Origin of the sequence: Blastococcus xanthinilyticus (assembly GCF_008124835.1) — a bacterium.
GTDB classification, from domain to species: domain Bacteria; phylum Actinomycetota; class Actinomycetes; order Mycobacteriales; family Geodermatophilaceae; genus Blastococcus; species Blastococcus xanthinilyticus.
This window is the reverse complement of record NZ_VNHW01000010.1, coordinates 149,179-170,903: the sequence shown is the minus strand read 5'-3', so window position 1 is coordinate 170,903 and position 21,725 is coordinate 149,179. Positions and strand designations below refer to the sequence as shown.

Genomic DNA, 21,725 nt, shown 5'->3' with positions numbered 1-21,725 from the left:
GAGGACGAGGGCAGCTCGTCCTCCACTCCGGACGCTAGGCCCGGGGGGTGACATCCGCGTGACGTACACCCCACGACGAGGGGTGGATGTAACCCGGAAGGACCACCCGCACCAGCCGTCCCACGCGGTGGGTCAGCTCGACTCGCGGCGGAACCGCCGCACGCCGAAGAGCCACCCGAGGACCGCCAGCAGCACGGTCAGCGCGACCCCCCACCAGGCGTTCGCGGTGCCGTAGCCGCCGATGAAGAACTCGCGGGTGGCCTCGACGATGTGCTTGAACGGGTTCACGTCGCTGACCGCCTGCAGCCACCCCGGGGCCAGGGTCATCGGCAGCAGGATCCCCGACAGCAGCACGATGGGGAACACGACCGCGTTCAGCAACGGCGCGAACGCGTCCTCGCTCTTGAGCGTGAGCGCGAGGGCGTAGGACACGGCGGCGAGCGCGGCCCCGAGCAGCGCCACGACGAGCAGGGTCAGCGCGACGCCGGCCACCGGCGCCCGCAGCCCCAGCGGGATCGCGACCAGCACCAGCAGCACGCCCTGGGTGAGCAGGACGACGACGTCGCGCAGCACCCGGCCCAGCAGCAGCGCGGTGCGGCTGGCCGGGGTGACCCGCTGGCTCTCGATGACCCCGGCCCGCCACTCGGCGATGAGGCCGAAGCCGACGAACAGCGCCCCGAACATGCCCAGCTGCACGAGGATGCCCGGCACGAAGATCTGGTAGGCGTTGCCCGGACCCAGCTGCGCCGCGAGCGGCTCCAGCAGCGGGCCGAACAGCACGATGTAGAGGATCGGCTGCATGAGGCTGATCAGCAGCCAGGCCGGATTGCGCAGCGACATCCGCATCGCACGCGCGAAGACCGTGTAGGTGTCCCGGAGCAGCGTGGGCATCAGGCCGGCACCTCCTCGGGGGCGGGCGCCGGCGCTCCGCCGGACTCCCGCAGCGAGCGCCCGGTGAGCCCGAGGAAGACGTCGTCCAGGCTCGGCCGGCGGCTCTCGATGCCGCTGACCGCCAGTCCGGCGGCGTCCAGGGCCCGCACCAGCTCCACCAGCGCGCGGCCGCCGTGCGGCACCCGGCCGATCACCCGGGTCTCCACCAGCTGCGGCGGCTCGGCACCCGGCAGCGCGCCGACCAGCCGGGCGACCTCCGCGGCCTCCTCCGGCCGCTCGGCCGTCACGGTCAGCACGTCGCCGCCCACCTGTGACTTGAGCTGGTCGGGGGTGCCCTCGGCCACGATCGAGCCGTGGTCGATCACCAGGATCCGGTCGCAGAGGGCGTCGGCCTCGTCGAGGTAGTGCGTGGTGAGGAAGACGGTCGTGCCGCGCTCCTCCCGCAGGGCGCGGATGTGGTCCCAGAGGTTGGCGCGGGCCTGCGGGTCCAGCCCGGTGGTCGGCTCGTCGAGGAAGACCAGCTCCGGCACGTGGATCAGCCCGACCGCGATGTCCAGCCGGCGGCGCTGGCCGCCGGACATCGCCTTGGGCTGGCGCTCCCACAGCCCGTCCAGGTCGAGCTCGCTGAACAGCTGCTTGCCCCGCTCGGTCGCCTCCGCGGTGCTCATCCCGTACAGCCGGGCGTGGTCGACGACCTCCTCGCCGGCGCGCGCCTCGGGCGCGGTGGACCCGCTCTGCGAGACGTAGCCGATGCGGCGGCGGACCCCGACCGGGTCGGTGCGCAGGTCGCAGCCGGCGACCGTCGCGGTGCCGGCCGTCGGCTCGAGCAGCGTGGTGAGCATCCGGAGGGTCGTGGTCTTGCCGGCCCCGTTGGGGCCCAGGAATCCGACGATCTCGCCGGCCGACACGTCGAGGTCGACGCCGACGACGGCGTGGACCTCCTCCTTGCGCTTGCGGAAGGTGCGGGCGAGCCCGCGGGCGTGGATCACGCGCGACAGCATCTCCCGGGGCACCGACAGGCCGGTAGCGATTTCACCGACGGCGCAGGCCGTTCACCGGCGGTTGCTCTCCCCGTCGGAGCGCCGGCGCAGGGCCGGGCGCTCGACGGTGTCGGTGCGCTCCGCCGGCGGGATCACCCGCGGGTGCTCGTCGGTCCACCCCTCGTCGGTCCACGCCTCGTCGGTCCACGCCCCGTCCGTCCACGCCCCGCCGCCACCGGCGCCGGGCTCTCCCCGCGCGCCGCGGTCGTCGTCGCCGGGGTGCCCGGGCCACGCGTCCCCGTCCGGGGCGGGCGGCCGCCGTCCGCCCGTACGCGTCGCCCGCCGCGGCCGCAGCGCGACCAGCGCCCAGATCGCCGGCACCACCAGCACCGGCCACTGCAGCGCCGGGTCGCCGAAGCGCACCATCCCGAGCACCAGCAGGACGGCGAGCCAGCCCGCCGTCCACAGGCCCAGGAAGCGGGCGCGCGCCGGGGATCGGGGGCGCACGGGTCAGGGGGCCTGGATCTCGGTGGCGATCCGCTGCGGGGTGAGCGGCTCGTCGAGCAGCCGGAGGAAGCGGTCGGCGACCGGCTGCTCCGCCGGCCGGGCGTCCAGCCACCGCGACAGCAGGTCGAAGCCCTCCACGTAGGTGGAGATGTAGGCCCGCCACAGCGGGTCGGTCAGGAACCGGATCTGCTGGCGCGCGCGGTCCGGGCTGACCAGCGCCCAGCGCTGCAGGTAGCCGCTGACCTCGTCGGCGTCGGCTCCGCGGTCGTGCAGCAGCACCGCGGCGTCCTGCCGCACCCGGTTCAGCGGAGCGGCCGCGGCCGCGATCCGCTCGGCCAGCCCGCCGTCGAACCGCAGCCCGAGGTCACCGAGGATCTCCTCCGACCAGGTCCCCCACCCCGCGCCGATGGCGGCGGGGACGCCGAGGTCGGCCAGCCCCTCGGCCATGAGGCACTCGGGGGTGTTGACCAGGAAGACCGTGTGCTCCAGGTGCCCGGACCGCTCCACCAGCCCGCGCTCCTTGCGGCAGTGCTCGGTGTGGTGGCCGGGGTAGGACTCGTGCGCCACCAGGTGCGGCAGCTGGGAGAGCCGGTGCGGCAGGTCGGCGTTGATGGCGACGCGGGACCGGTAGCCGCCCTCGTAGTAGTTGAAGCCCGACCACGGCTTGTCGGTGACGACCTCGTACCGCACCGTCTCCGCCTCCGGGAGGCCGTACTGCCCGCGGACCCGGTCGCGCAGCGCGCTGGACAGCGCCTGCACCGCACTCTCCAGCCGGTCCGGCGGGCACTCCTCGCGGCGGCGGTGCAGGGCGTACCGCTCCGCCAGGGAGCCCTCGCCGGGCAGCAGCCCCTCGAGGTCGGCGTGCGCCGCGGCGTAGGTGGCCTCGTCGCCGAGGGCGACGTCGACCTGGAAGTAGCTGCGCACCTCCTCGACGAACCCGACCGGCTCGCCGCTCATCTTCCGGGCGCTGCACTCCAGCCCGGTGAGCTGCCCCCGCAGGAAGTCGGCGCGGTCCCCGGGCAGGCCGGCGGCGTCCAGCTCGCGCAGCAGCTCCCGCGCGCGGTCGCGCAGCTGCCGCGGCGTGGGCGCCGGCTCGTCCTCGACCTGCGCCCGGATCCGGGGGTCGCCGGTGTACGCGTCGACGAAGCCGGACTCCAGGCGGTCGAAGCGCAGGCCCAGCCGCACGTACTCCAGGGCGAGGTCGAGAGCTCCGGCGGTCATGCAGGCAGTTTCGCAGCCGCGCCTATCCGCCGAAGCGGCGGTGCCGGGCCGAGTAGTCGCGCAGGGCGCGCAGGAAGTCGATCCGGCGGAAGTCCGGCCAGTACACGTCGGTGAAGTGGAACTCCGCGTTGGCGGTCTGCCACAGCAGGAACCCGGACATGCGCTGCTCACCGCTGGTGCGGATCACCAGGTCGGGGTCGGGCTGGCCGCGGGTGTAGAGGTGCTCGGCGATGTGCTCGACGTCGAGGACCTCCACCAGCTCGCTCAGCGAGGTGCCGCGCGACGCGTGCTCGGTCAGCAGCGAGCGGACGGCGTCGGCGATCTCGCGCCGGCCGCCGTATCCGACGGCCAGGTTCACCGTCGCGCCGTCCCGGTCGCAGGTGTCCTCCTCGGCCTGCTTGAGCACGGCCACGGTCTCCGGCGGCAGCAGCTCGGGCGCGCCCATCTGCCGCACCTTCCAGCGCCGGCCGGGCCGGGACAGGTCGACGGCGACGTCCTCGATGATCCGCAGGAGGGCGCTGAGCTCGCTCTCGGGCCGGCGCAGGTTGTCCGTCGAGAGCATGAAGAGGGTGACCACCTGCACGCCGGCGTCGTCGCACCAGCCGAGCAGGTCGGCGATCTTGTCCGCGCCACGGCGGTGGCCGTGGGCGACGTCCTCCAGGCCGATGGCCCGGGCCCACCGCCGGTTGCCGTCCATGATCACGCCGACGTGCCGGGGCACGTCCGCGTCGACCAGTGCGCGCGCCAGCCGCCGCTCGTAGACCTGGATCAGCGCGTCCCGAACCCGCCGACGCACCCCCACGGCGGTCACCCTAGGCCCCCGGCAGCCGGTCGGCCGGGAGCCGCCCGGCCGGTCCGGCGGGAGATCGGCAGGAAGGTCACAGGTCCGTTCTGGTGCCCGGCACCGGCGACCTCCGTAACCTCGGCACATGAGCGTCTTCCCCCACGAGCACGACCAGGTCCGGGTGGAGGCCGACGGGGCCGAGTTCGAGGCCCCGGCCCGGCAGGCGGTCGCCACGGTGGCCGCCGAGGGCGAGCAGGTCGAGCGGACCTGGGTCGCCGAGGACTTCGACGACGACGACTGGGACCACCCCGACACCCGCCCCCGCGCGCGGGGGTGGATCCACCTGTTCTCCTTCTTCGGCGCGATCGTCGCCGGCGCGGTGCTCATCCCGCTGGCCTCGGTGCAGGGGGCCCGGGCCGGCTGGTCGGTGACGGTCTACTGCCTGACCATCTGCGGTCTGTTCGGCATCAGTGCGCTCTACCACCGCCGCCGCTGGTCACCGCGCGGCTGGAAGATCATGAAGCGGCTGGACCACTCGATGATCTTCCTGTTCATCGCGGGCACCTACACGCCGTTCGCCCTGCTCGCCGTCGACCAGCCGACCGGCTTCTGGATCCTGGGCATCGTGTGGGCCGGCGCCCTGGCCGGGGTGAGCCTCAAGATGACCTGGCCGACGGCGCCGCGGTGGGTGGGCGTCCCGCTCTACATCGGCCTCGGCTGGGTCGCGGTCTTCATCCTGACCGACATCCTGCACATCGCCGGGGTCGCCTCGCTGGTGCTGCTCGCCGTCGGCGGGGTGCTCTACACCGTCGGCGGGATCGCCTACGGCATCAAGAAGCCGAACCCCTGGCCGGGCACGTTCGGCTACCACGAGGTCTTCCACGCGATGACCGTCGTCGCCGCGATCTGCCACTACATCGCGGTCTACTTCGCGGTGTACAGCTCTCCTTTTGTCTGACTCCGTCAGACGACCGCGGCCAGCTGCCGTCCCGGCTTGCATCGAGCCGTTGGTTCGCGCCTGCGCGGGACCCTTCGGGCCACACTCGGCGCGAGTGCGGCTGCGCCGCACGATCCCTCCTCGGCTCGCATCCCGTCCGCGCTCGGAGGACCCTCCGGGCCCTCGCTCCCGCGGACCGCGGCTGCGCCGCGCCGGTGGTCAGGAGAACGGGGCGCGGTCGTCGAGCTTCACGGAGAGCCTGCCGGCCAGGCGCCAGAGCCGGGCGGTGAGGTCCCGGTCCTCGTCGGTGACCAGGTTGCCCATGACCCGCAGCGCGACGGTCATCAGCGCCCGCGAGCGCATGCCCACCGGCCCGGCCGCGGGCAGGAAGCGCGGCACGGTGAGCAGGCCGGCCAGCCGCCGCGCGATGGAGAACGCCTCGCCGTAGTGGTCACGCAGCGTGGCCGGCCACGCCGTCGTCCAGTCGTCGTCGTCCAGCAGGCCGGCCAGCGAGCGGCCGGTCTCCAGGCCGTAGTCGATGCCCTCGCCGTTGAGCGGGTTGACGCAGCCGGCGGCGTCCCCGATCAGCGCCCAGTTGCGGCCGGCCACCCCGGACACCGCGCCGCCCATCGGGAGCAGCGCCGAGGCCGGCAGCCGGACGTCGCCGTCGAGCCGCCACTCCTCGCGCCGGGAGTCCGCGTAGGTCTCCAACAGCGACTTGAGCGCGACCCCCGCCGGTCGCCGGGCCGTGGCCAGGGTGCCCACGCCGATGTTGACCTCACCGGCCGCGGCCCCCAGCGGGAAGACCCAGCCGTACCCCGAGAGCAGCTCGCCCTCGGCGCCGCGCAGCTCCAGGTGGGAGGAGATCCACTCGTCGTCGGCCCGGCCGGACCGGACGTACCCGCGGGCGGCGACGCCGTAGGCGGTGTCGCGGTGCCACTCCCGGCCCAGGACCCGGCCCAGGGGCGAGCGGACGCCGTCGGCCACGACCAGCCGCCGGCAGGCGACGGTCGACCGGCTGTCGTCGGCGTGCTCGAACACCACCCCGGTGATCCGGTCGCCGTCGCGGCACACGTCGACCGCCCGCGCGCCGTCCACGGCCTGCGCGCCCGCCTCGACGGCGACCGCCCGGATGCGGGCGTCCAGCTCGGTGCGCGGCACGGCGCTGCCGTGGTCGGGGAAGGCGCCGCCGGGCCAGGGCAGCTGCCACTCGCGGCCGAAGCCGGCGGCCCGCAGGCCCCGGTTGCGGGCCCGCGAGCGCGCCCACTCCCCCAGCCCCAGGTGATCGAGTTCCCCGACCGCCCGCGGGGTGAGCCCGTCGCCGCAGGTCTTGTCGCGCGGGAAGACCGCGGCGTCGGCCAGCACCACGTCGCGGCCGGACCGCGCCGCCCAGGCGGCCGCGGCGGAGCCGGCGGGCCCGGCCCCGACCACGAGGACGTCGGTCGCGGACGGCGCGGGGCTGGCGGGCACGCGCCCAGTGTCCCCGAACGGGCCGACGGCGCCGTCAGCCCACCGTCGGGCCCCGGCCGCGGACCTCCTCGACCGAGGCCATGGCCGCCCGCAGCTCGGCCAGCCAGTCCTCCGTGTGCTCCCCCACCAGGCGGACCGCCCAGACCAGCGCCTCGGATCGGGACCGGGCGACGCCGGCATCGACCAGGGTGTCCAGGACCAGCCGCTCCGGCTGGCGCAGCCGGGTCATCACCGGCACCGAGGCGTTGGTGAACACCTCGCGGTCCTCCCCGCAGGCGACGCCCCACGCGATCGACCGGCCGTACCGCTGCTGGGCGGCCTCGGCGATGGCCATCCGCTCGGCGCGGGTCTCCTCGCGGAAGCGGGCGATCCGGCCGGCGCGCGCCGCGGCGGGGTCGCCCTCGCCGGCCGCGGGCTCGGCCAGCACGCCGATGACGGTGATCTCGTCGCGGTCGAGCACCAGCTCGACCGGGCCGGTGAACCAGTCGTCGGGCAGCCTGCCGGCGAACCAGCCGGCCACCTCGGCGCGGTCCACCGGCGGCGACTCCGCACCGCGGCCACGCCCTCCCCGGCCCTCGCGGCCGCCGTGGCCCCGGGGCCCACCCGGGCCGCGACCACGGCCGCCGGGGAAGAACGCGGCGCGGATCGGGTCGAACGACGGATCCGAGAACGGGGACCGGGCTCCGTGCATGGCAACCTCCGAGGCGTTGATTACGTGGTTACACGGTAAGCAGCCCCGGTCCCCCGCGCCAGGGTGGCGGTTCCGCCGACAGCGGACACGCACGCCGGCTCACGCGTGCCGCTCGACCGACCCGAGCACCTCGCGGAGCAGGGCGCTCACCTTCCGCTGCTGGTCGACCGTGAGGTCACCGAGGAGCCGGCGCTGCTCGGCGACGCTGGCGGTGACGGCCTCGTCGATCAGCTCCCTGCCAGCGGGCGTGAGGTCGACCAGCAGCGCGCGCCGATCCTCGGGATCCGGCGTCCGCACGACCAGACCGGCGCGCTCCAGGCGGTCGAGCCGGCCGGTCATGCCGCCGCTGGTGAGCATGAGGGAGCTGGTGAGCCGGCCGGGCGAGAGGCCACTGCCACCCCCGGCCCGGCGCAGCGTCGCGAGCACGTCGAAATCCGCGCGGGTGATCCCGAACCGGCCGTAGCACCGCTCCTGCGCATCACCGGCCAGCCGCGCGGTGCGCGAGATCCGGCCGAGGAGCGCCATGGGGCCGGTCTCGAGGTCCGGCCGTTCCCGCGCCCACTGCTCGACGATCTCGTCGACCCGATCCTTCTCGACCATCTCGCACACCCCTCGTCGTCGCGCCGACCTCATCTTCCACGGTTGACAGATTCTTCGAGCCAAGTATCTTGGGAGCAAGATTCTTCCACCCGAACGAGGTGCCGCCGTGCCCACCGTCTCGCTCCCCCATGTCCCCGCAGCCGGCGCCGGCACGGCCACCGGCGCGGCCACCGGCGGGGCCCGCAGGCGGACCGTGTGGACGGTCACCGCGCTCGCCGCGCTGGCGCCGGCCACCTGGGGGACGACGTACGCCGTCACCACGGAGTGGCTCCCTCCCGACCGACCGCTCCTGGCCGCGGCGGCGCGCGCCCTCCCCGCCGGGCTCCTGCTCGTCGTCCTCGGCCGTCAGCTGCCCCGGGGGGCGTGGTGGTGGAAGGCGGCCACCCTCGGGGCGCTCAACATCGGCGCGTTCTTCGCCCTGCTCTTCGTCGCCGCCTACCGGCTGCCCGGCGGCATCGCCGCGGTGCTGGGTGCGGCGCAGCCGCTGATCGTCGCCCTGCTCGCCCTGCCACTGCTCGGGCGTCGCCCCCGGGCGCGGACGCTCTGGCTCGGCCTCGCGGGCGTCGCCGGGGTGGCCCTGATCGTCGTCGACGACGGGGCGCGGCTGGACGCGGTCGGCGTGCTCGCCGGCCTCGCCGGCACCGCGTCGATGGCGACCGGCGTCGTGCTCACCCAGCGCTGGGGCCGCCCAGCCCCGCTCCTCGCCTTCACCGGCTGGCAACTGCTGGCCGGCGGCCTCCTCCTGCTGCCCGTGCTCCTGCTCGTGGAAGGCCTGCCGTCCGGGGTCACCGGCGGCGAGCTCGGCGGCTTCGCCTACCTCGGCCTGGTCAACACCGCCCTGGCCTACGCGCTGTGGCTCCGCGGCCTGGACCTGCTGCCGGCCGAACGGATCAGCTTCCTGACCCTCCTCTCCCCGGTGGTCGCGGCCGCGATCGGGTGGGGGCTGCTCGGCCAGGCACTGACGCCGGTGCAGCTGGGCGGCGCGGCCGTGGCGCTGGGCAGCCTGGTCCTGGCGCAGCGGCTCCCGGCTCCGTCCCGGCACGGCTCGCACCGCGCATGACGACCCGGTGACGATCGGGCCGGCCATGCGTCCGGGCCCGCCCCACGGGCAGGAGCCGGAGGGCGCCGGAGGGGCGCACGGAGGGATGTGGTCGACCGTGATCCGGAGACGTGCACTGGCTCTCTGCGCCGGGGCGGTGATGGCGCTCGGCGCTGCCCCGGCCGCGGCCGCCGGCACCCCGCAGCCGTTCTGCGGGCAGGTGTGGGGATCGCTGCCGGAGGCGGTACCGATGCGGGTGGCCGACGCCGTCGTCACCGACGTCCGCGCCGGCCGGCACGAGTGCTTCGACCGCCTGGTCGTCGACCTGCACGGCGAGGCGGACCGGCCGCTCACCTACACCGTGCGGTACGCCCCGCAGGTGCGGGAGCCCGGCTCCGGGCACACGGTCCCGCTCCGCGGCGGGGCCGCCCTCCAGGTCGTGGTCGGCGCGCCCGCCCACGGCGAGCAGCGGCAGCCGACCTACGTCCCGGCCGACCGCGCCGAGCTGGTCGACGTCGACGGCTACGGAACATTCCGGCATGTCGCACTGGCCGGCTCCTTCGAGGGGCAGACCAGCGTGGGGCTGGGCACCCGCGCCCGGCTGCCCTTCCGCACCTTCACCCTGGCCGGGCCGGACAGCGGCCAGGTCCGCCTCGTGGTCGACGTCGCGCACCGCTGGTGAGCGCAGCGCCGCCCCGGCTGCGGGTCAGCCGCGCGGCGTCCGGCCCTCGTCGTCCCGCGGCGCCTCGATGGCCCGCGGCGCGCGGCGCAGGGTCTCCAGCAGGTCCTGACCGGGCTCCCGGTCGTCGACCAGCCCGGCCGGGGAGTCGGGGACGACGATGCGCGGCTCCTGGTCGGCCTCGTCGAAGCTGCGCGGCACCCGCTTCAGGTGGCCGCTCATCGACTTGACCAGGAACGCGACGGCGATGAGCAGGACCACGAGGAGCAGCAGCCCCAGCGGGCCGGCCTTGCCGACGTCCTCGGGCAGCTGCTGCTCGGCAGCGGCGAGGACCTGCACGGCGGCGGACGAGGTCATCGGACGGTCACCTCACTGCGGATCCCGGCGAACAGGTCGTCCTCCGGGGTGGGGGTGTCGACCAGCGACCGGGCCAGCTCGTAGTCCTCGGTGGGCCAGATCTGCTGCTGGGTCTCCACCGGGCAGGCGAACCACCGGCCGAGCGGGTCGATCTGGGTCGCGTGCGCGATGAGCGCCGCGTCGCGGACCGGGAAGTACTCACCGCACGGCACCCGGGTGGTCACCCGGTGGGAGATGTCGTGGGCGGGGTCCCACTTCTCCAGCCACTCGGCGTAGGGGGACTCCGCGCCGGTCGCGAGGATGGCCTCGTGCAGCGCCTTCGTCCGGGGCAGCGTGAAGCTCATGTGGTAGTAGAGCTTGCTCGGCTGCCAGGGCTCGCCGAGCTCGGGGTAGCGGTCCGGGTCACCGGCGGCCTCGAACGCGTGCACCGAGATCTCGTGGGTCTTGATGTGGTCGGGGTGCGGGTAGCCGCCGCGCTCGTCGTAGGTGGTGATCACCTGCGGCTTGAAGCGGCGGATCAGCGCGACCAGCGGAGCCGCCGCCTCCTCGATCGGGACGAGCGCGAAGCACCCCTCCGGCAGCGGGGGCAGCGGGTCGCCCTCGGGCAGCCCGGAGTCGACGAAGCCCAGGAACTCCTGCTCGACGCCGAGGATCTCGCGGGCCTTCGCCATCTCCTCGGCACGGATCTGCGGCAGCCGGTCCCACACGTCGGGGCGGTCCATCGCCGGGTTGAGCACCGAGCCGCGCTCGCCGCCGGTCGCCGTCGCCACCAGCACGCGCGCGCCCTCGGCGACGTACTTCGCCATCGTGGCGGCGCCCTTGCTCGACTCGTCGTCCGGATGAGCGTGCACGGCGAGCAGTCGCAACTGATCGGGTTGGGTCACCAGGACAGTGTCCCTCGCCCGAGGGCCCTGCGGAGCGACCCTCCCGAAGGTGTGGCCCACACCTCTCCCGCGGCCCTCCGGACGGGTGGCGGGCATCGCCCACCCGCGCTGGGTACGCTCGGGTTCCGCAACCGCCGCGCACGTCGCACCGCTGCGTCCGCCGGCTCTCCGGTGCTAGCTTGGCCGGATCGACCACCGCCGTCCGCAGGGGACGGCACCCCGATTTCCAGGAGTTCTCCCCCGTGTCCACCCCCACTGACGAGCACGACGGCATCTGGCTGACCCAGGACGCCTACGACCGGCTGAAGGCCGAGCTCGACCAGCTGGTGGCGAACCGCCCGGCCATGGCCGCCGAGATCAACGCCCGCCGCGAGGAGGGCGACCTCAAGGAGAACGGCGGCTACCACGCCGCCAAGGACGAGCAGGGCAAGCAGGAGGGCCGGATCCGCCAGGTCACCGACCTGCTCCGCAAGGCCCACGTCGGCGAGCCGCCGACGAAGGTCACGCACGCCGCCACCGGCACGGTCATCACCATCCGGTTCGAGGGCGACGACGACACCGAGAAGTTCCTGCTCGGATCGCGCGAGATCGCCGGCACCACCGACCTGACCGTCTACTCGCCGGAGTCGGCCCTCGGCGCGGCGATCATGGGCGCCAAGCCGGGCAAGAAGGTCACCTACCAGGCCCCCAACGGCCGGGACATCACCGTCGAGGTCGTCGGCATCGAGCCGTTCGTCCCCTGACCGGCAGGTGACCGCACCGCGCGCCCGCTCCCGGCGGGCGGAGAACACCGGCTTTCCGTGCGTGCACTGCACCGCACCGGTGCCGGCCAACACCGACGGGCACTACCGCAACCACTGCCCGTACTGCCTGTGGTCGCTGCACGTCGACGACCTGCCCGGTGACCGCGCCAGCGAGTGCCGGCAGCCGATGGAGCCGGTCGGGCTGGTGGAGAAGTCGGGCAAGGGCTGGCAGGTGGTGCACCGCTGCACCGCCTGCGGCCACCACCAGCCCAACCGGCTGGTCCGCGACGGCGACGCCCCCGATGACCTCGACCTGGTGCTCAGCCTGCCCTGGCTATGACATTGCGATCCTCCGGATCGCACCGCGGCCACGTGCCGTTCCCCGGCGCCGCTGAGCCCTTGCCCATGTCCCCGTCGGGAGCCCTCCGGGCCCCGCGACGGGTCCACTGCAGGCCCCTGCCGTTCCCGGCTCAGGTGGTCCCGTCACCCGGTCCCGATGCCACCAGCCCACGTCGTTTGAGCAGGGGCAGGGGGTCGGCGTCGCGGCCGCGGACGGCGCGGAACGCCTCCAGCGGGTCCACCGAGCCGCCGACGGAGAGCAGCCGCTGCCGGAAGACGTCGCCGTTCTCCCGCCGCAGGCCACCGTTCTCCGTGAACCACTCCACCGTGTCGGCGTCGAGCACCTCCGACCAGATGTAGGAGTAGTAGCCGGCGGAGTAGCCGCCGGCGAAGATGTGCTGGAAGTAGGTCGTGCGGTAGCGCGGCGGCACCAGGTCGGAGGCGACCCCCGCCGCGGCGAGTGCCACGCGCTCGAACTCGACCGGGTCGCCGATCTCCGTCTCGGGCGTGATCCGGTGCCACGCCTGGTCGAGCAGCGTGGCGGCCAGGTACTCGAGCGTGCCGAACCCCTCGCCCCACAGCTGCGCCGCGTCGATGGCCGCCACGACCGAGGCCGGCAGCGGCTCACCGGTCTCGACGTGCCGCGCGTAGCCGCCGAGCACCTCGGGCCACAGCGCCCACATCTCGTTGACCTGGCTCGGGAACTCGACGAAGTCCCGCGGGACGGCGGTGCCGGCGAAACGCGGGTAGGTGACCGCCGAGGTCAGCCCGTGCAGCGCGTGGCCGAACTCGTGGAAGAGCGTGTTCACCTCGTCGAGGGTGAGCAGCGTGGGCTGCCCTTCCGGCGCCCGCGAGACGTTGAGGTTGTTGACCACGACCGGGCGGGTGCCGAGCAGGCCCGACTGGCGGACGAACGAGCTCATCCATGCCCCGCCGCGCTTGCCCTCCCGGGCGAAGAAGTCGCCGAGGTACAGGCCGACGTCGGCCCCGTCGGCGTCGCGGACCTCCCACACCCGCACGTCGGGGTGGTAGCCGGCGAGGTCGGTCCGCGGGGTGAACCGGAAGCCGTAGAGCCGCTCGGCGGCGGTGAAGACCCCGTCGACCAGCACCCGGTCCAGTTCGAAGTACGGCCGCAGGGCCGCCGTGTCGACGGCGTAGCGCTCGGCCCGCACCCGCTCGCTGTAGAACGCCCAGTCCCAGGCGGCGAGCTCGACGCCGTCCCGGGCCGCGGCCTCGCGGAGGACGCCGGCCTCGGCCTCCGCGTTGGCGGCCGACGCCGGGACCATCGAGGCGAGCATCTCGTCGACGGCGGCCGCCGTGCCGGCGGTGGAGTCGGCCAGCACGAGGTCGGCGTGGGTGGCGAAACCGAGCAGGCGGGCCCGCTCGGCCCGGGCCCGGGCGATCCGCTCGGCGACGGGGCGGTTGTCGTGCTCGCCGCCCGCCGCCCGAGTCACCGACGCCTCGAACACCCGGCGGCGCAGGTCGCGGTTCCGCAGCTTGGTCAGCGCCGGCTGGCCCGTCGGCAGCACGAGGGTGATCAGGTACCCGTCGAGCCCGCGGTCGGTGGCCGTCCGCGCGGCCGCCCCGACCTCCTCCGGCGTGAGGCCGTCGAGCTCGGCGGCGTCGGTCACGCGGACGGCCGCGGCCTCGGTGGCCAGCTGCAGGTTCTGGCCGAACGTCGTAGACAGCTCCGAGAGCTCCTGGTTGAGCTCGCTCAACCGCGCCCGGCCGTCGGCGTCGAGGCGCGCGCCGGCGAGGACGAAGTCCAGGTGGTACCGCTCGACCAGCCGCAGCGTCTCCGGGTCCAGCCCGGCGTCGGAGCGCCCCTCGTGCACCGCGTCCACCCGGGCGAACAGCGCCGGGTCCAGGCGCAGCGCATCGTCGTGGGCGGCGGCGAGCGGCGCGATCTCCCGCTCGATCTCCCGGAGCCTCGGGGTGGCGACCGAGGAGGAGAGGTTGCCGAACACCGACCACGCCCGGTCGAGCAGTGCGCCCGAGCGCTCCAGCGCCACGATCGTGTTCTGCGCCGTCGGCGGCTCCGCCGACCCGGCGATCGCGGCGATCTCCCGGCGGTGCTCGGCCATCCCGGCCAGGAGCGCCTCCCGGCAGTGCTCCAGGCTGATGTCGGCGAACGGCGGCAGCCGGAACGGCAGCTCCGAGGGTGCGGCCAGCGGGTTGTCGGCGGACAGGGCAGGGTTCTCGGCGGCACTCATCGCCGCTATTACATCGCGACCCTCCGGGCCGCACCGCGGCCACGTGCCGTCCCCCACCGGCGCTGAGCCGCTGCGTCGTCCCTGCGCGGAGCCCTCCGGGCCCCACTCGGTCCGACCACGACGCACCGCCATCACATCGCGACCCTCCGGGCCGCACCGCGGCCACGTGCCGTCCCCGGCCGGCGCTGAGCCCATCCGTCGACACGTCGGGGACCCTCGGGGCCCCACTCCGTGCCGACCAGACGTCGAGGCGGGCGGAGCCGCTGCGTCGTCCCTGCGCGGAGCCCTCCGGGCCCCACTCGGTCCGACCACGACGTTCCGGTCGGCGGGTGAGGCCCGGCGCAGGCTCAGCGGCTGGCGGTGCGGCGGAACTGGCGGACCGAGAGCGGGACGAACACCGCCAGGATGACGACCACCCAGATGAGCGTGTAGAGCACCGGGTTCTGCAGCGACCAGGCATCGGGCACCGGCACCTGGTCGGAGGTGTTGCCGAACAGGTTGCGGGCCGCCTGGACCACCGCGGACACCGGGTTCCACTCGGCGAAGGTGCGCAGCACCGACGGGAACGTCTCCAGCGGCACGAACGTGTTGGCCACGAAGGTCAGCGGGAAGATCACGATGAAGCTGGCGTTGTTGACCACCTCCGGCGTCCGGACCAGGAGGCCGACCAGCGCCATCAGCCACGAGATCGCGAAGGCGAACAGCAGCAGGACGAGGAAACCGGCGACCGCCTCGGGCACCGACGAGTTGATCCGCCAGCCGACCACGAGCCCGGTCAGCGCCATGACCGCGATCGAGATGATGTTGAGCCCGGCGTCGGCGACGGTCCGGCCGACGAGCACGGCCGCCGGCGCCATCGGCAACGAGCGGAAGCGGTCGACGAGGCCCTTCTGCAGGTCCTCGGCGATGCTGGCGCCGGTCGTGGTCGACCCGAGCACGATCGTCTGGGCGAAGATCCCCGGCAGCAGGAACTCCGCGTAGGAGACCCCGGGGGGCAGCCCGCCGATCGCGCCGCCGAAGACGTACCGGAACAGCAGCACGAACATGATCGGCGAGAGGGTCGCGAAGACGACCAGGTCGGGGACCCGCTTGACCTTGATCAGGTTCCGCTTGGTGATGACGACGCTGTCGGAGAGCGTCGTGGCGAGGCTGGTCATCGGGCTGCTCCGGTCGGAATCGGCTCGGGCGTGGGCTCGTCGGTGGCGACCTCCTCGGCCGCGCGGCCGGTCAGGGTCAGGAACACGTCGTCCAGGTCGGGACGCCGCAGCCCCACGTCGAGCACCTCGACCCCGCTGCCCTCCAGCAGGCGCAGCGCCTCGGCCAGCACCTCGGTGCCACCGCGCACCGGCAGGCTCAGCCGCCGCGACTGCTCGTCGCTGTGCGGGTCCTCCACCGCCAGCGGCGCCAGCCGCCGGGCCACCTCGCCCAGGTCGACGGCGCGGGCCAGAGTGAACTCCAGGCGCTGCCCGCCGACCTGCGCCTTCAGGTCGTCCCCCGTCCCGCGGGCGATGACCCTGCCCCGGTCGATGACCACCATCCGGTCGGCCAGCCGGTCGGCCTCCTCCAGGTACTGCGTGGTCAGCAGGATCGTCGTCCCCCCGTCGGCCAGCTCGGCGATGAACTCCCACATGGCCAGCCGGCTGCGCGGGTCCAGGCCGGTGGTCGGCTCGTCGAGGAACAGCACCCGTGGGCGGTTGATCAGCGACGCGGCGATGTCCAGCCGGCGCCGCATCCCGCCGGAGTAGGTCTTGGCCGGGCGGCCGGCCGCGTCCGAGAGGTCGAAGCGCTCCAGCAGCTCCCCGGCCCGCCTGCGGGCCTCCGCCTTCGGCAGGTGGTACAGCCGCCCGACCATCTCGAGGTTCTCGAAGCCGGTCAGGTACTCGTCCACCGCCGCGTACTGGCCGGTGAGGCCGATGGCCGCACGTACCCGGTCGGCGTCGCGGGCCACGTCCAGCCCGACGACCTCGACCCGTCCGGCGTCGGCCTGCAGCAGGGTGGTCAGCACGCGCACCACCGTCGTCTTCCCCGCCCCGTTGGGGCCGAGGAGGCCGAGCACCGAGCCCTCGGCCACGGTCAGGTCCACTCCGTCGAGCGCGGTGGTCGCGCCGAAACGCTTGACCAACCCCTCGACGACGATCGCGTCGCTCATGCCGCGGACGCTAGCCGCGCCCACCGACAGTTCCCGGACGCCGTTCTCCACGGTGCGCACACCCATGACTCCTCGGTCTCCCGCCCCGCCCGGTACGGGGTCGGGAGCTAGGACCGGGGCAGGGGCCGGGACTCATCGCCGGCCCCGGGAACTCACTCCGGGGTGACGGCGTAGCCGGCGCGCAGCAGCGCGGCCACGACCTCCTCGGCGTGCGTCGGCCCACGGGTCTCCAGGACCACCCCGATCTCCACCTCGCCCACCCCCAGGCGGGTGCCGGTGCGCTCGTGCTCGACCTCCAGCACGTTGGCCCCTCCGGCGGCGAGCTCGGCGAGCAGGGCGGCCAGCGAGCCGGGCCGGTCGGGCACCTGCAGCCGCAGCGAGAGGTAGCGGCCCGCCGCGGCCATGCCGTGCTGGACGACCTTGAGCAGCAGCACCGGGTCGATGTTGCCGCCGGAGACGACCGCCACCACCGGCGGGGCGAACGCCGTCGGGTCGGCCAGCACCGCCGCCACCGCGGCGACCCCGGCCGGCTCGACCACCAGCTTGGCCCGCTCCAGGCAGAACAGCAGCGCGCGGGAGAGGTCCTCCTCGCTGACCGTGCGCACCTCGTCCACCAGACCCTGCACGTGCGCGAAGGAGAGGTCGCTGGGCCGGGGGACGGCGATCCCGTCGGCCATCGTCGCCATCGACTCCAGCGCCACCGGGCGGCCGGCCGCCAGCGACCCGGGGAGCGCCGCGGCCTGCTCGGCCTGCACCGCCACCACCCGGACGTCGGGACGCCGGCTCTTCACCGCGGCCGCGAGCCCGGCGACCAGGCCACCGCCCCCGGCGCAGACCAGCACGGTCGCCACCTCGGGGCACTGCTCGAGCACTTCCAGCCCGACGGTGCCCTGGCCGGCGATCACGTCGGGGTGGTCGAAGGGGTGGATGAAGACCGCGCCGGTGCGCTCGGCGTGCTCGGCGGCGGCCACCAGCGGCTCGGCCAGCGACTGCCCGAGCATCTCGATCGTGGCGCCGTAGGCCCGGGTGGCGGCCAGCTTCGGCAGCGGCGCGGTCTCCGGCATGTAGACGGTGGCGGTGGCGCCCAGCAGCCGCGCGGCCAGGGCCACGCCCTGCGCGTGGTTGCCGGCGCTCGCGGCGACGACGCCGCGGGCCCGTTCGGCGTCGGTCAGCCGCGCGATCCGCGTGTAGGCCCCGCGGATCTTGAACGAGCCGGTGCGCTGCAGGTTCTCGCACTTGAGCCACACCGGACCGCCCACCAGGTCGGCGAGGCCCCGGGAGTGCTCCAGCGGGGTGCGCCGGACCACGCCCCCGATGAGCTCCGCCGCCGCCTCGACGTCGGCACCGCTGACCAGGGGGACCTCGGGCGTCGGCATGCAGCGATCATTCCAGGAGGGCGCCGCCGGAACGCACCACCGGGCTGTCGTGCCGAGTGGCCCCCGGAGGGGTCCGCGCAGGCGCGACGCAGCGGCTCCGCGTACCACGGGGACGGCACGTGGTCGCGGTGTCGTCCGGAGGACGACCGTGTGATCGCGCAGGCGCGACGCAGCGGCTCCGCGCACCACGGGGACGGCACGTGGTCGCGGTGTCGTCCGGAGGACGACCGTGTGATCGCGCAGGCGCGACGCAGCGGCTCCGCGCACCACGGGGACGGCACGTGGTCGCGGTGTCGTCCGGAGGACGACCGTGTGATCGCGCAGGCGCGACGCAGCGGCTCCGCGAAAGTCGGGACGGACAGTGGCCGCGGTGTCGTCCGGAGGACGACGAATGGGCAGACCGTCGTACCGTGGCGGGGGTGACGGACAGCCCCGCACCGGCAACCCCCTCCCCCGCACCCACCACACTCGGCGACCTCCGCGCCAGCGGCGCCGCCTTCCGGCCGGTCAAGGCCGAGATCCGCGCCAACCTGCTCGTCCGCCTGGCCGCCGGGGAGCCCACCCTGCCCGGCATCGTCGGCTTCGAGGACACCGTGCTCCCCGAGGTCGAGCGCGCGCTCATCGCCGGCCACGACCTCGTCCTGCTGGGCGAGCGCGGCCAGGGCAAGACCCGCCTGATCCGCACCCTGGTCGGCCTGCTCGACGAGTGGACGCCGGTGCTCGTCGGCAGCGAGCTGAACGAGCACCCGCTGGCCCCGGTCAGCGTCTGGGCGCACCGCCAGATCGCCGAGCACGGCGACGCCACCCCGGTCGGCTGGCTGCACCGCAGCGAGCGGTTCGGCGAGAAGCTGGCCACGCCCGACACCAGCGTCGGCGACCTGATCGGCGACGTCGACCCGATCAAGGTGGCCGAGGGCCGCACCCTCGGTGACCCGGAGACGGTGCACTACGGCCTGGTGCCCCGCACCAACCGCGGCATCTTCAGCGTCAACGAGCTGCCCGATCTCGCCGAGCGGATCCAGGTGGCGCTGCTCAACGTGCTGGAGGAGCGCGACATCCAGATCCGCGGCTACCGCGTCCGGCTGCCCCTGGACCTGCTGCTCGTGGCCAGCGCCAACCCCGAGGACTACACCAACCGCGGCCGGATCATCACCCCGCTCAAGGACCGGTTCGGCGCCGAGGTGCGCACGCACTACCCGATCGAGCTCGCCGACGAGATCCGGCTGCTGCAGCAGGAGGCCGAGCTGAGCTGGCCGACCGCGTTCGGCGCCGACCACCTCGCCCAGCCGGTCGTCCCGCACCACCTGGTCGAGATCGTCGCCCGCTTCACCCGCCTGGTCCGCGAGTCCAGCCACGTCGACAGCCGCTCCGGCGTCAGCGCCCGGTTCGCCATCGCCGGGCTGGAGACCGTCGCCGCCTCCGCCGTCCGCCGCGCCGCCGTGGCCGGGGAGACCCGGCCGGTGGCGCGGGTGGTGGACCTGCCGAGCATCGTCCCGGCCAGTCGCGGCAAGGTCGAGTTCGCCGACTCCGGCTCCGACCCGGACGACGACCGCGAGCTGGAGGTGCTCGAGCACCTGCTCCGCCAGGCCACCGCGCAGACCTTCCGGGCCCGCTGCGCCGGGCTGGACCTGTCCGGCCTGCAGGAGCACTTCACCGGCGGGGAGACCGTCGAGTCCGGCGACCTGGTCAGCGCGCCGGCGCTGATGGGCCAGCTCGGCACGGTGCCCAGGCTCGCCGAGCTGCTCGGCCGGCTCGGGGTGCCCGAGGGCGACCAGTCACCGGAGCAGGCGGCGGCCGCCGTCGAGTTCGCCCTGGAGGGGCTCTACCTGACCCGCCGGCTGGCCAAGGACACCGACGGCGGCCGCACGGTGTACGGGGCCTGAGGTGAGCGAACGCCGCCCACGCGGCTACCGGTACGGCGCCTGGCGGGGCGGCCCGGACCCGCTCGCCCCGCCGTACGACCTGGGCAACGCCGTCGACGAGATCGGCGACTCGGTGCTGGGCGGCAGCGGCGTGCGGGAGGCGCTGCGCGAGCTGCTCCGGCGCGGCACCGAGGGCCGGCGCGGACTCGACGAGCTGCGCCGGGCGGTGCGCGACCGGCTGCGCACCGCGCGCACCGCCGGCCGCATGGACGGCACCCTGCAGGAGGTGCGCGAGCTGCTCGACCGGGCGGTGCAGGCCGAGCGGACCGAGCTGTTCCCCGACCCCGACGACCTGGCCCGGCTCAAGGAGGCCGAGCTCGACGCCCTCCCCGAGGACACCTCCGGGGCGGTGCGGGCGCTCAAGGACTACGATTGGCGCTCGGCCGAGGCCCGCCAGGCCTACGAGCAGATCCAGGACCTGCTCCGGCGCGAGGTCCTCGACAGCTCGTTCGCCTCCATGAAGCAGTCGCTGGAGAACGCCACCGACCAGGACATGCAGGCGGTCAAGGACATGGTGGCCGACCTGTCCCGGCTCGTGGACGCGCACAACCGCGGCGAGGACACCGACCAGCAGTTCGCCGACTTCATGGCCAAGCACGGGCAGTTCTTCCCCGACCAGCCCGGGTCGGTCGAGGAGCTGATCGACTCCCTGGCGCGCCGGGCCGCCGCCCAGCAGCGGATGATGGCCGGGCTCTCCGCCGAGCAGCGGGCCGAGCTCGCCGACCTCATGGCCCAGACGATGGAGGACATGGGGCTGGCCAGCGAGATGGCGCACCTCTCCGACGCGCTGCGGCAGGCCCGGCCGGACCTGCCGTGGGGCCAGCGCGGCCAGGTGCCCGACGGCGAGCAGTCCCTGGGCATGGGCGACGCCACCAGCGCGGTCGCCGAGCTCGCCGACCTCGAGGCGCTGTCCAACCAGCTGTCGCAGGGCTACGCCGGCGCCTCGCTGGCCGACGTCGACGAGGAGCTGCTCGAGCGCGCGCTGGGCCGGCCCGCCGCCGACGACCTGGCCGCGCTGCGGCAGCTGGAACGGGAGCTGGAGCGGCAGCGTTACCTGAACCGCTCCGGCGGCACCCTGGAGCTCTCCCCCAAGGCGGTCCGCCGGCTCGGCGCGACCGCCCTGCGCCGGGTGTTCGCGACGCTGGACGCCACGGGCCGCGGCGAGCACGACGTCGCCGACGCCGGTGCCGCCGGGGAGCTCACCGGCAGCTCCCGGGAGTGGCGGTTCGGCGACGAGCAGCCCCTCGACGTCGTCCGCACGGTGAAGAACGCCGTCCTGCGGACGGCGGGCTCACCCCGCACCGGCACCCGGGTGCGCATCGCCGTCGAGGACTTCGAGGTCGTGGAGACCGAGCGGCGCACCGGCGCGGCCGTGGCGCTGCTGGTCGACCTCTCCTACTCGATGGCGCTGCGCGGGACGTGGGGCGCGGCGAAGTCGACGGCGATGGCGCTGCACTCGCTGGTGACCACCCGCTTCCCGCAGGACGCGATCGAGATCATCGGCTTCTCCTCCACCGCCCAGGTGCTGCGCCCGGAGACCCTCGCCGAGCTCAGCGTGGACACCCTGCAGGGCACCAACCTGCAGCACGGGCTGATGCTGGCCCGGCGGTTCCTCGCGCGGCACCGGGACGCCGAGCCGGTGGTGCTCGTGGTCACCGACGGCGAGCCCACCGCGCACCTGGAGGACGACGGGACGCCGTTCTTCTGCTGGCCCCCCATGCCCGAGACGATCGCCCGCACGGTGGCCGAGGTCGAGAAGGTGGCCCGGTCGGGCGCCACGGTGAACGTGTTCGCCCTCGACCCCGACCCCGGGCTGATCCACTTCGTGCACGACCTCACCCAGCGGGCCGGCGGGCGGGTGTTCGAGCCCGACGCCGACCGGCTGGGCGAGTACGTCGTCGCCGACTACCTGCGCAGCCGGAGGGGGCGCCGCGCCCGCTGAC

General features: G+C 74.6%; 21 protein-coding genes. 7 read left to right on the top strand and 14 right to left on the bottom strand.

The annotated features are described in order from the left end of the window. Positions 1-132: 132 nt before the first annotated feature. The 5 genes from BD833_RS16030 to BD833_RS16010 form a co-directional block, all read right to left on the bottom strand. Complete coding sequence (locus BD833_RS16030) at positions 133-891, bottom strand: ABC transporter permease (RefSeq protein WP_166534135.1); 759 nt, start codon at positions 889-891, stop codon at positions 133-135. Beyond that, a complete protein-coding gene (locus BD833_RS16025; RefSeq protein ID WP_166534134.1) occupies positions 891-1,880 on the bottom strand; it encodes an ATP-binding cassette domain-containing protein in 990 nt (329 codons plus the stop codon). The genes BD833_RS16030 and BD833_RS16025 overlap by 1 nt, the downstream gene beginning before the upstream one ends. Positions 1,881-1,943: 63 nt before the next feature. Then, positions 1,944-2,378, bottom strand: coding sequence for a hypothetical protein (locus tag BD833_RS16020; protein WP_166534003.1), 435 nt, complete (start codon positions 2,376-2,378; stop codon positions 1,944-1,946). A gap of 3 nt (positions 2,379-2,381) precedes the next feature. Next, positions 2,382-3,599 carry a DUF885 domain-containing protein gene (locus BD833_RS16015; protein WP_166534133.1) on the bottom strand — a complete coding sequence of 406 codons (1,218 nt, stop codon included), beginning with the start codon at positions 3,597-3,599 and terminating at the stop codon, positions 2,382-2,384. A gap of 22 nt (positions 3,600-3,621) precedes the next feature. Next, complete coding sequence (locus BD833_RS16010) at positions 3,622-4,401, bottom strand: isoprenyl transferase (protein WP_166534132.1); 780 nt, start codon at positions 4,399-4,401, stop codon at positions 3,622-3,624. 127 nt (positions 4,402-4,528) lie between these two features. Here BD833_RS16010 and trhA point away from each other — a divergent pair, with 127 nt between their 5' ends. Further along, entirely contained in the window at positions 4,529-5,341 is an 813-nt protein-coding gene (gene trhA, locus BD833_RS16005; protein ID WP_166534131.1) for a PAQR family membrane homeostasis protein TrhA, read from the top strand. 198 nt (positions 5,342-5,539) lie between these two features. Here the strand turns inward: trhA and BD833_RS16000 are convergent, their stop codons facing one another. The 3 genes from BD833_RS16000 to BD833_RS15990 form a co-directional block, all read right to left on the bottom strand. Further along, the gene (locus tag BD833_RS16000; RefSeq protein ID WP_166534130.1) at positions 5,540-6,790 is read right to left on the bottom strand and encodes a geranylgeranyl reductase family protein; all 1,251 of its coding nucleotides are present in this window, start codon (positions 6,788-6,790) and stop codon (positions 5,540-5,542) included. Positions 6,791-6,824: 34 nt separating this feature from the next. Further along, positions 6,825-7,325 carry a hypothetical protein gene (locus BD833_RS15995; protein WP_243737711.1) on the bottom strand — a complete coding sequence of 167 codons (501 nt, stop codon included), beginning with the start codon at positions 7,323-7,325 and terminating at the stop codon, positions 6,825-6,827. A gap of 255 nt (positions 7,326-7,580) precedes the next feature. Beyond that, positions 7,581-8,081, bottom strand: a complete 501-nt coding sequence (locus tag BD833_RS15990) for a MarR family winged helix-turn-helix transcriptional regulator (RefSeq protein WP_166534129.1) — start codon at positions 8,079-8,081, stop codon at positions 7,581-7,583. Positions 8,082-8,187: 106 nt separating this feature from the next. Between BD833_RS15990 and BD833_RS15985 the strand changes: the two genes are divergently transcribed. Both BD833_RS15985 and BD833_RS15980 read left to right on the top strand, forming a co-directional pair. Further along, on the top strand, positions 8,188-9,141 hold the full coding sequence (locus BD833_RS15985) for an EamA family transporter (protein ID WP_243737710.1): 954 nt from the start codon (positions 8,188-8,190) through the stop codon (positions 9,139-9,141). A 97-nt stretch (positions 9,142-9,238) separates the two neighbouring features. Further along, positions 9,239-9,802 carry an AMIN-like domain-containing (lipo)protein gene (locus BD833_RS15980; protein WP_243737709.1) on the top strand — a complete coding sequence of 188 codons (564 nt, stop codon included), beginning with the start codon at positions 9,239-9,241 and terminating at the stop codon, positions 9,800-9,802. 24 nt (positions 9,803-9,826) lie between these two features. Here BD833_RS15980 and BD833_RS15975 read toward each other — a convergent pair whose 3' ends face one another. Continuing rightward, complete coding sequence (locus tag BD833_RS15975; protein WP_166534128.1) at positions 9,827-10,156, bottom strand: hypothetical protein; 330 nt, start codon at positions 10,154-10,156, stop codon at positions 9,827-9,829. After that, entirely contained in the window at positions 10,153-11,040 is an 888-nt protein-coding gene (gene mca, locus BD833_RS15970) for a mycothiol conjugate amidase Mca (protein ID WP_166534127.1), read from the bottom strand. The genes BD833_RS15975 and mca overlap by 4 nt, the downstream gene beginning before the upstream one ends. A 242-nt stretch (positions 11,041-11,282) precedes the next feature. Here mca and greA point away from each other — a divergent pair, with 242 nt between their 5' ends. Together greA and BD833_RS15960 are read left to right on the top strand one after the other, a co-directional pair. Further along, on the top strand, positions 11,283-11,783 hold the full coding sequence (gene greA / locus BD833_RS15965) for a transcription elongation factor GreA (RefSeq protein WP_166534126.1): 501 nt from the start codon (positions 11,283-11,285) through the stop codon (positions 11,781-11,783). Between the two features lie 7 nt (positions 11,784-11,790). Next, the gene (locus BD833_RS15960) at positions 11,791-12,123 is read left to right on the top strand and encodes an RNHCP domain-containing protein (protein ID WP_166534125.1); all 333 of its coding nucleotides are present in this window, start codon (positions 11,791-11,793) and stop codon (positions 12,121-12,123) included. 130 nt (positions 12,124-12,253) lie between these two features. Here the strand turns inward: BD833_RS15960 and BD833_RS15955 are convergent, their stop codons facing one another. From BD833_RS15955 to ilvA, 4 genes are all read right to left on the bottom strand, one after another. After that, the gene (locus tag BD833_RS15955) at positions 12,254-14,335 is read right to left on the bottom strand and encodes a M3 family metallopeptidase (protein WP_166534124.1); all 2,082 of its coding nucleotides are present in this window, start codon (positions 14,333-14,335) and stop codon (positions 12,254-12,256) included. A gap of 347 nt (positions 14,336-14,682) precedes the next feature. After that, a complete protein-coding gene (locus BD833_RS15950) occupies positions 14,683-15,492 on the bottom strand; it encodes an ABC transporter permease (protein ID WP_166534123.1) in 810 nt (269 codons plus the stop codon). Further along, a complete protein-coding gene (locus BD833_RS15945) occupies positions 15,489-16,484 on the bottom strand; it encodes an ATP-binding cassette domain-containing protein (protein ID WP_166534122.1) in 996 nt (331 codons plus the stop codon). The genes BD833_RS15950 and BD833_RS15945 overlap by 4 nt, the downstream gene beginning before the upstream one ends. A gap of 152 nt (positions 16,485-16,636) precedes the next feature. Next, entirely contained in the window at positions 16,637-17,860 is a 1,224-nt protein-coding gene (gene ilvA / locus BD833_RS15940) for a threonine ammonia-lyase (protein ID WP_166534121.1), read from the bottom strand. 419 nt (positions 17,861-18,279) lie between these two features. Between ilvA and BD833_RS15935 the strand changes: the two genes are divergently transcribed. Together BD833_RS15935 and BD833_RS15930 are read left to right on the top strand one after the other, a co-directional pair. Beyond that, on the top strand, positions 18,280-19,743 hold the full coding sequence (locus BD833_RS15935) for a sigma 54-interacting transcriptional regulator (protein ID WP_243737708.1): 1,464 nt from the start codon (positions 18,280-18,282) through the stop codon (positions 19,741-19,743). A 1-nt stretch (position 19,744) separates the two neighbouring features. Beyond that, positions 19,745-21,724 carry a VWA domain-containing protein gene (locus BD833_RS15930; protein WP_166534119.1) on the top strand — a complete coding sequence of 660 codons (1,980 nt, stop codon included), beginning with the start codon at positions 19,745-19,747 and terminating at the stop codon, positions 21,722-21,724. The last annotated feature ends 1 nt before the right edge of the window (position 21,725 follow it).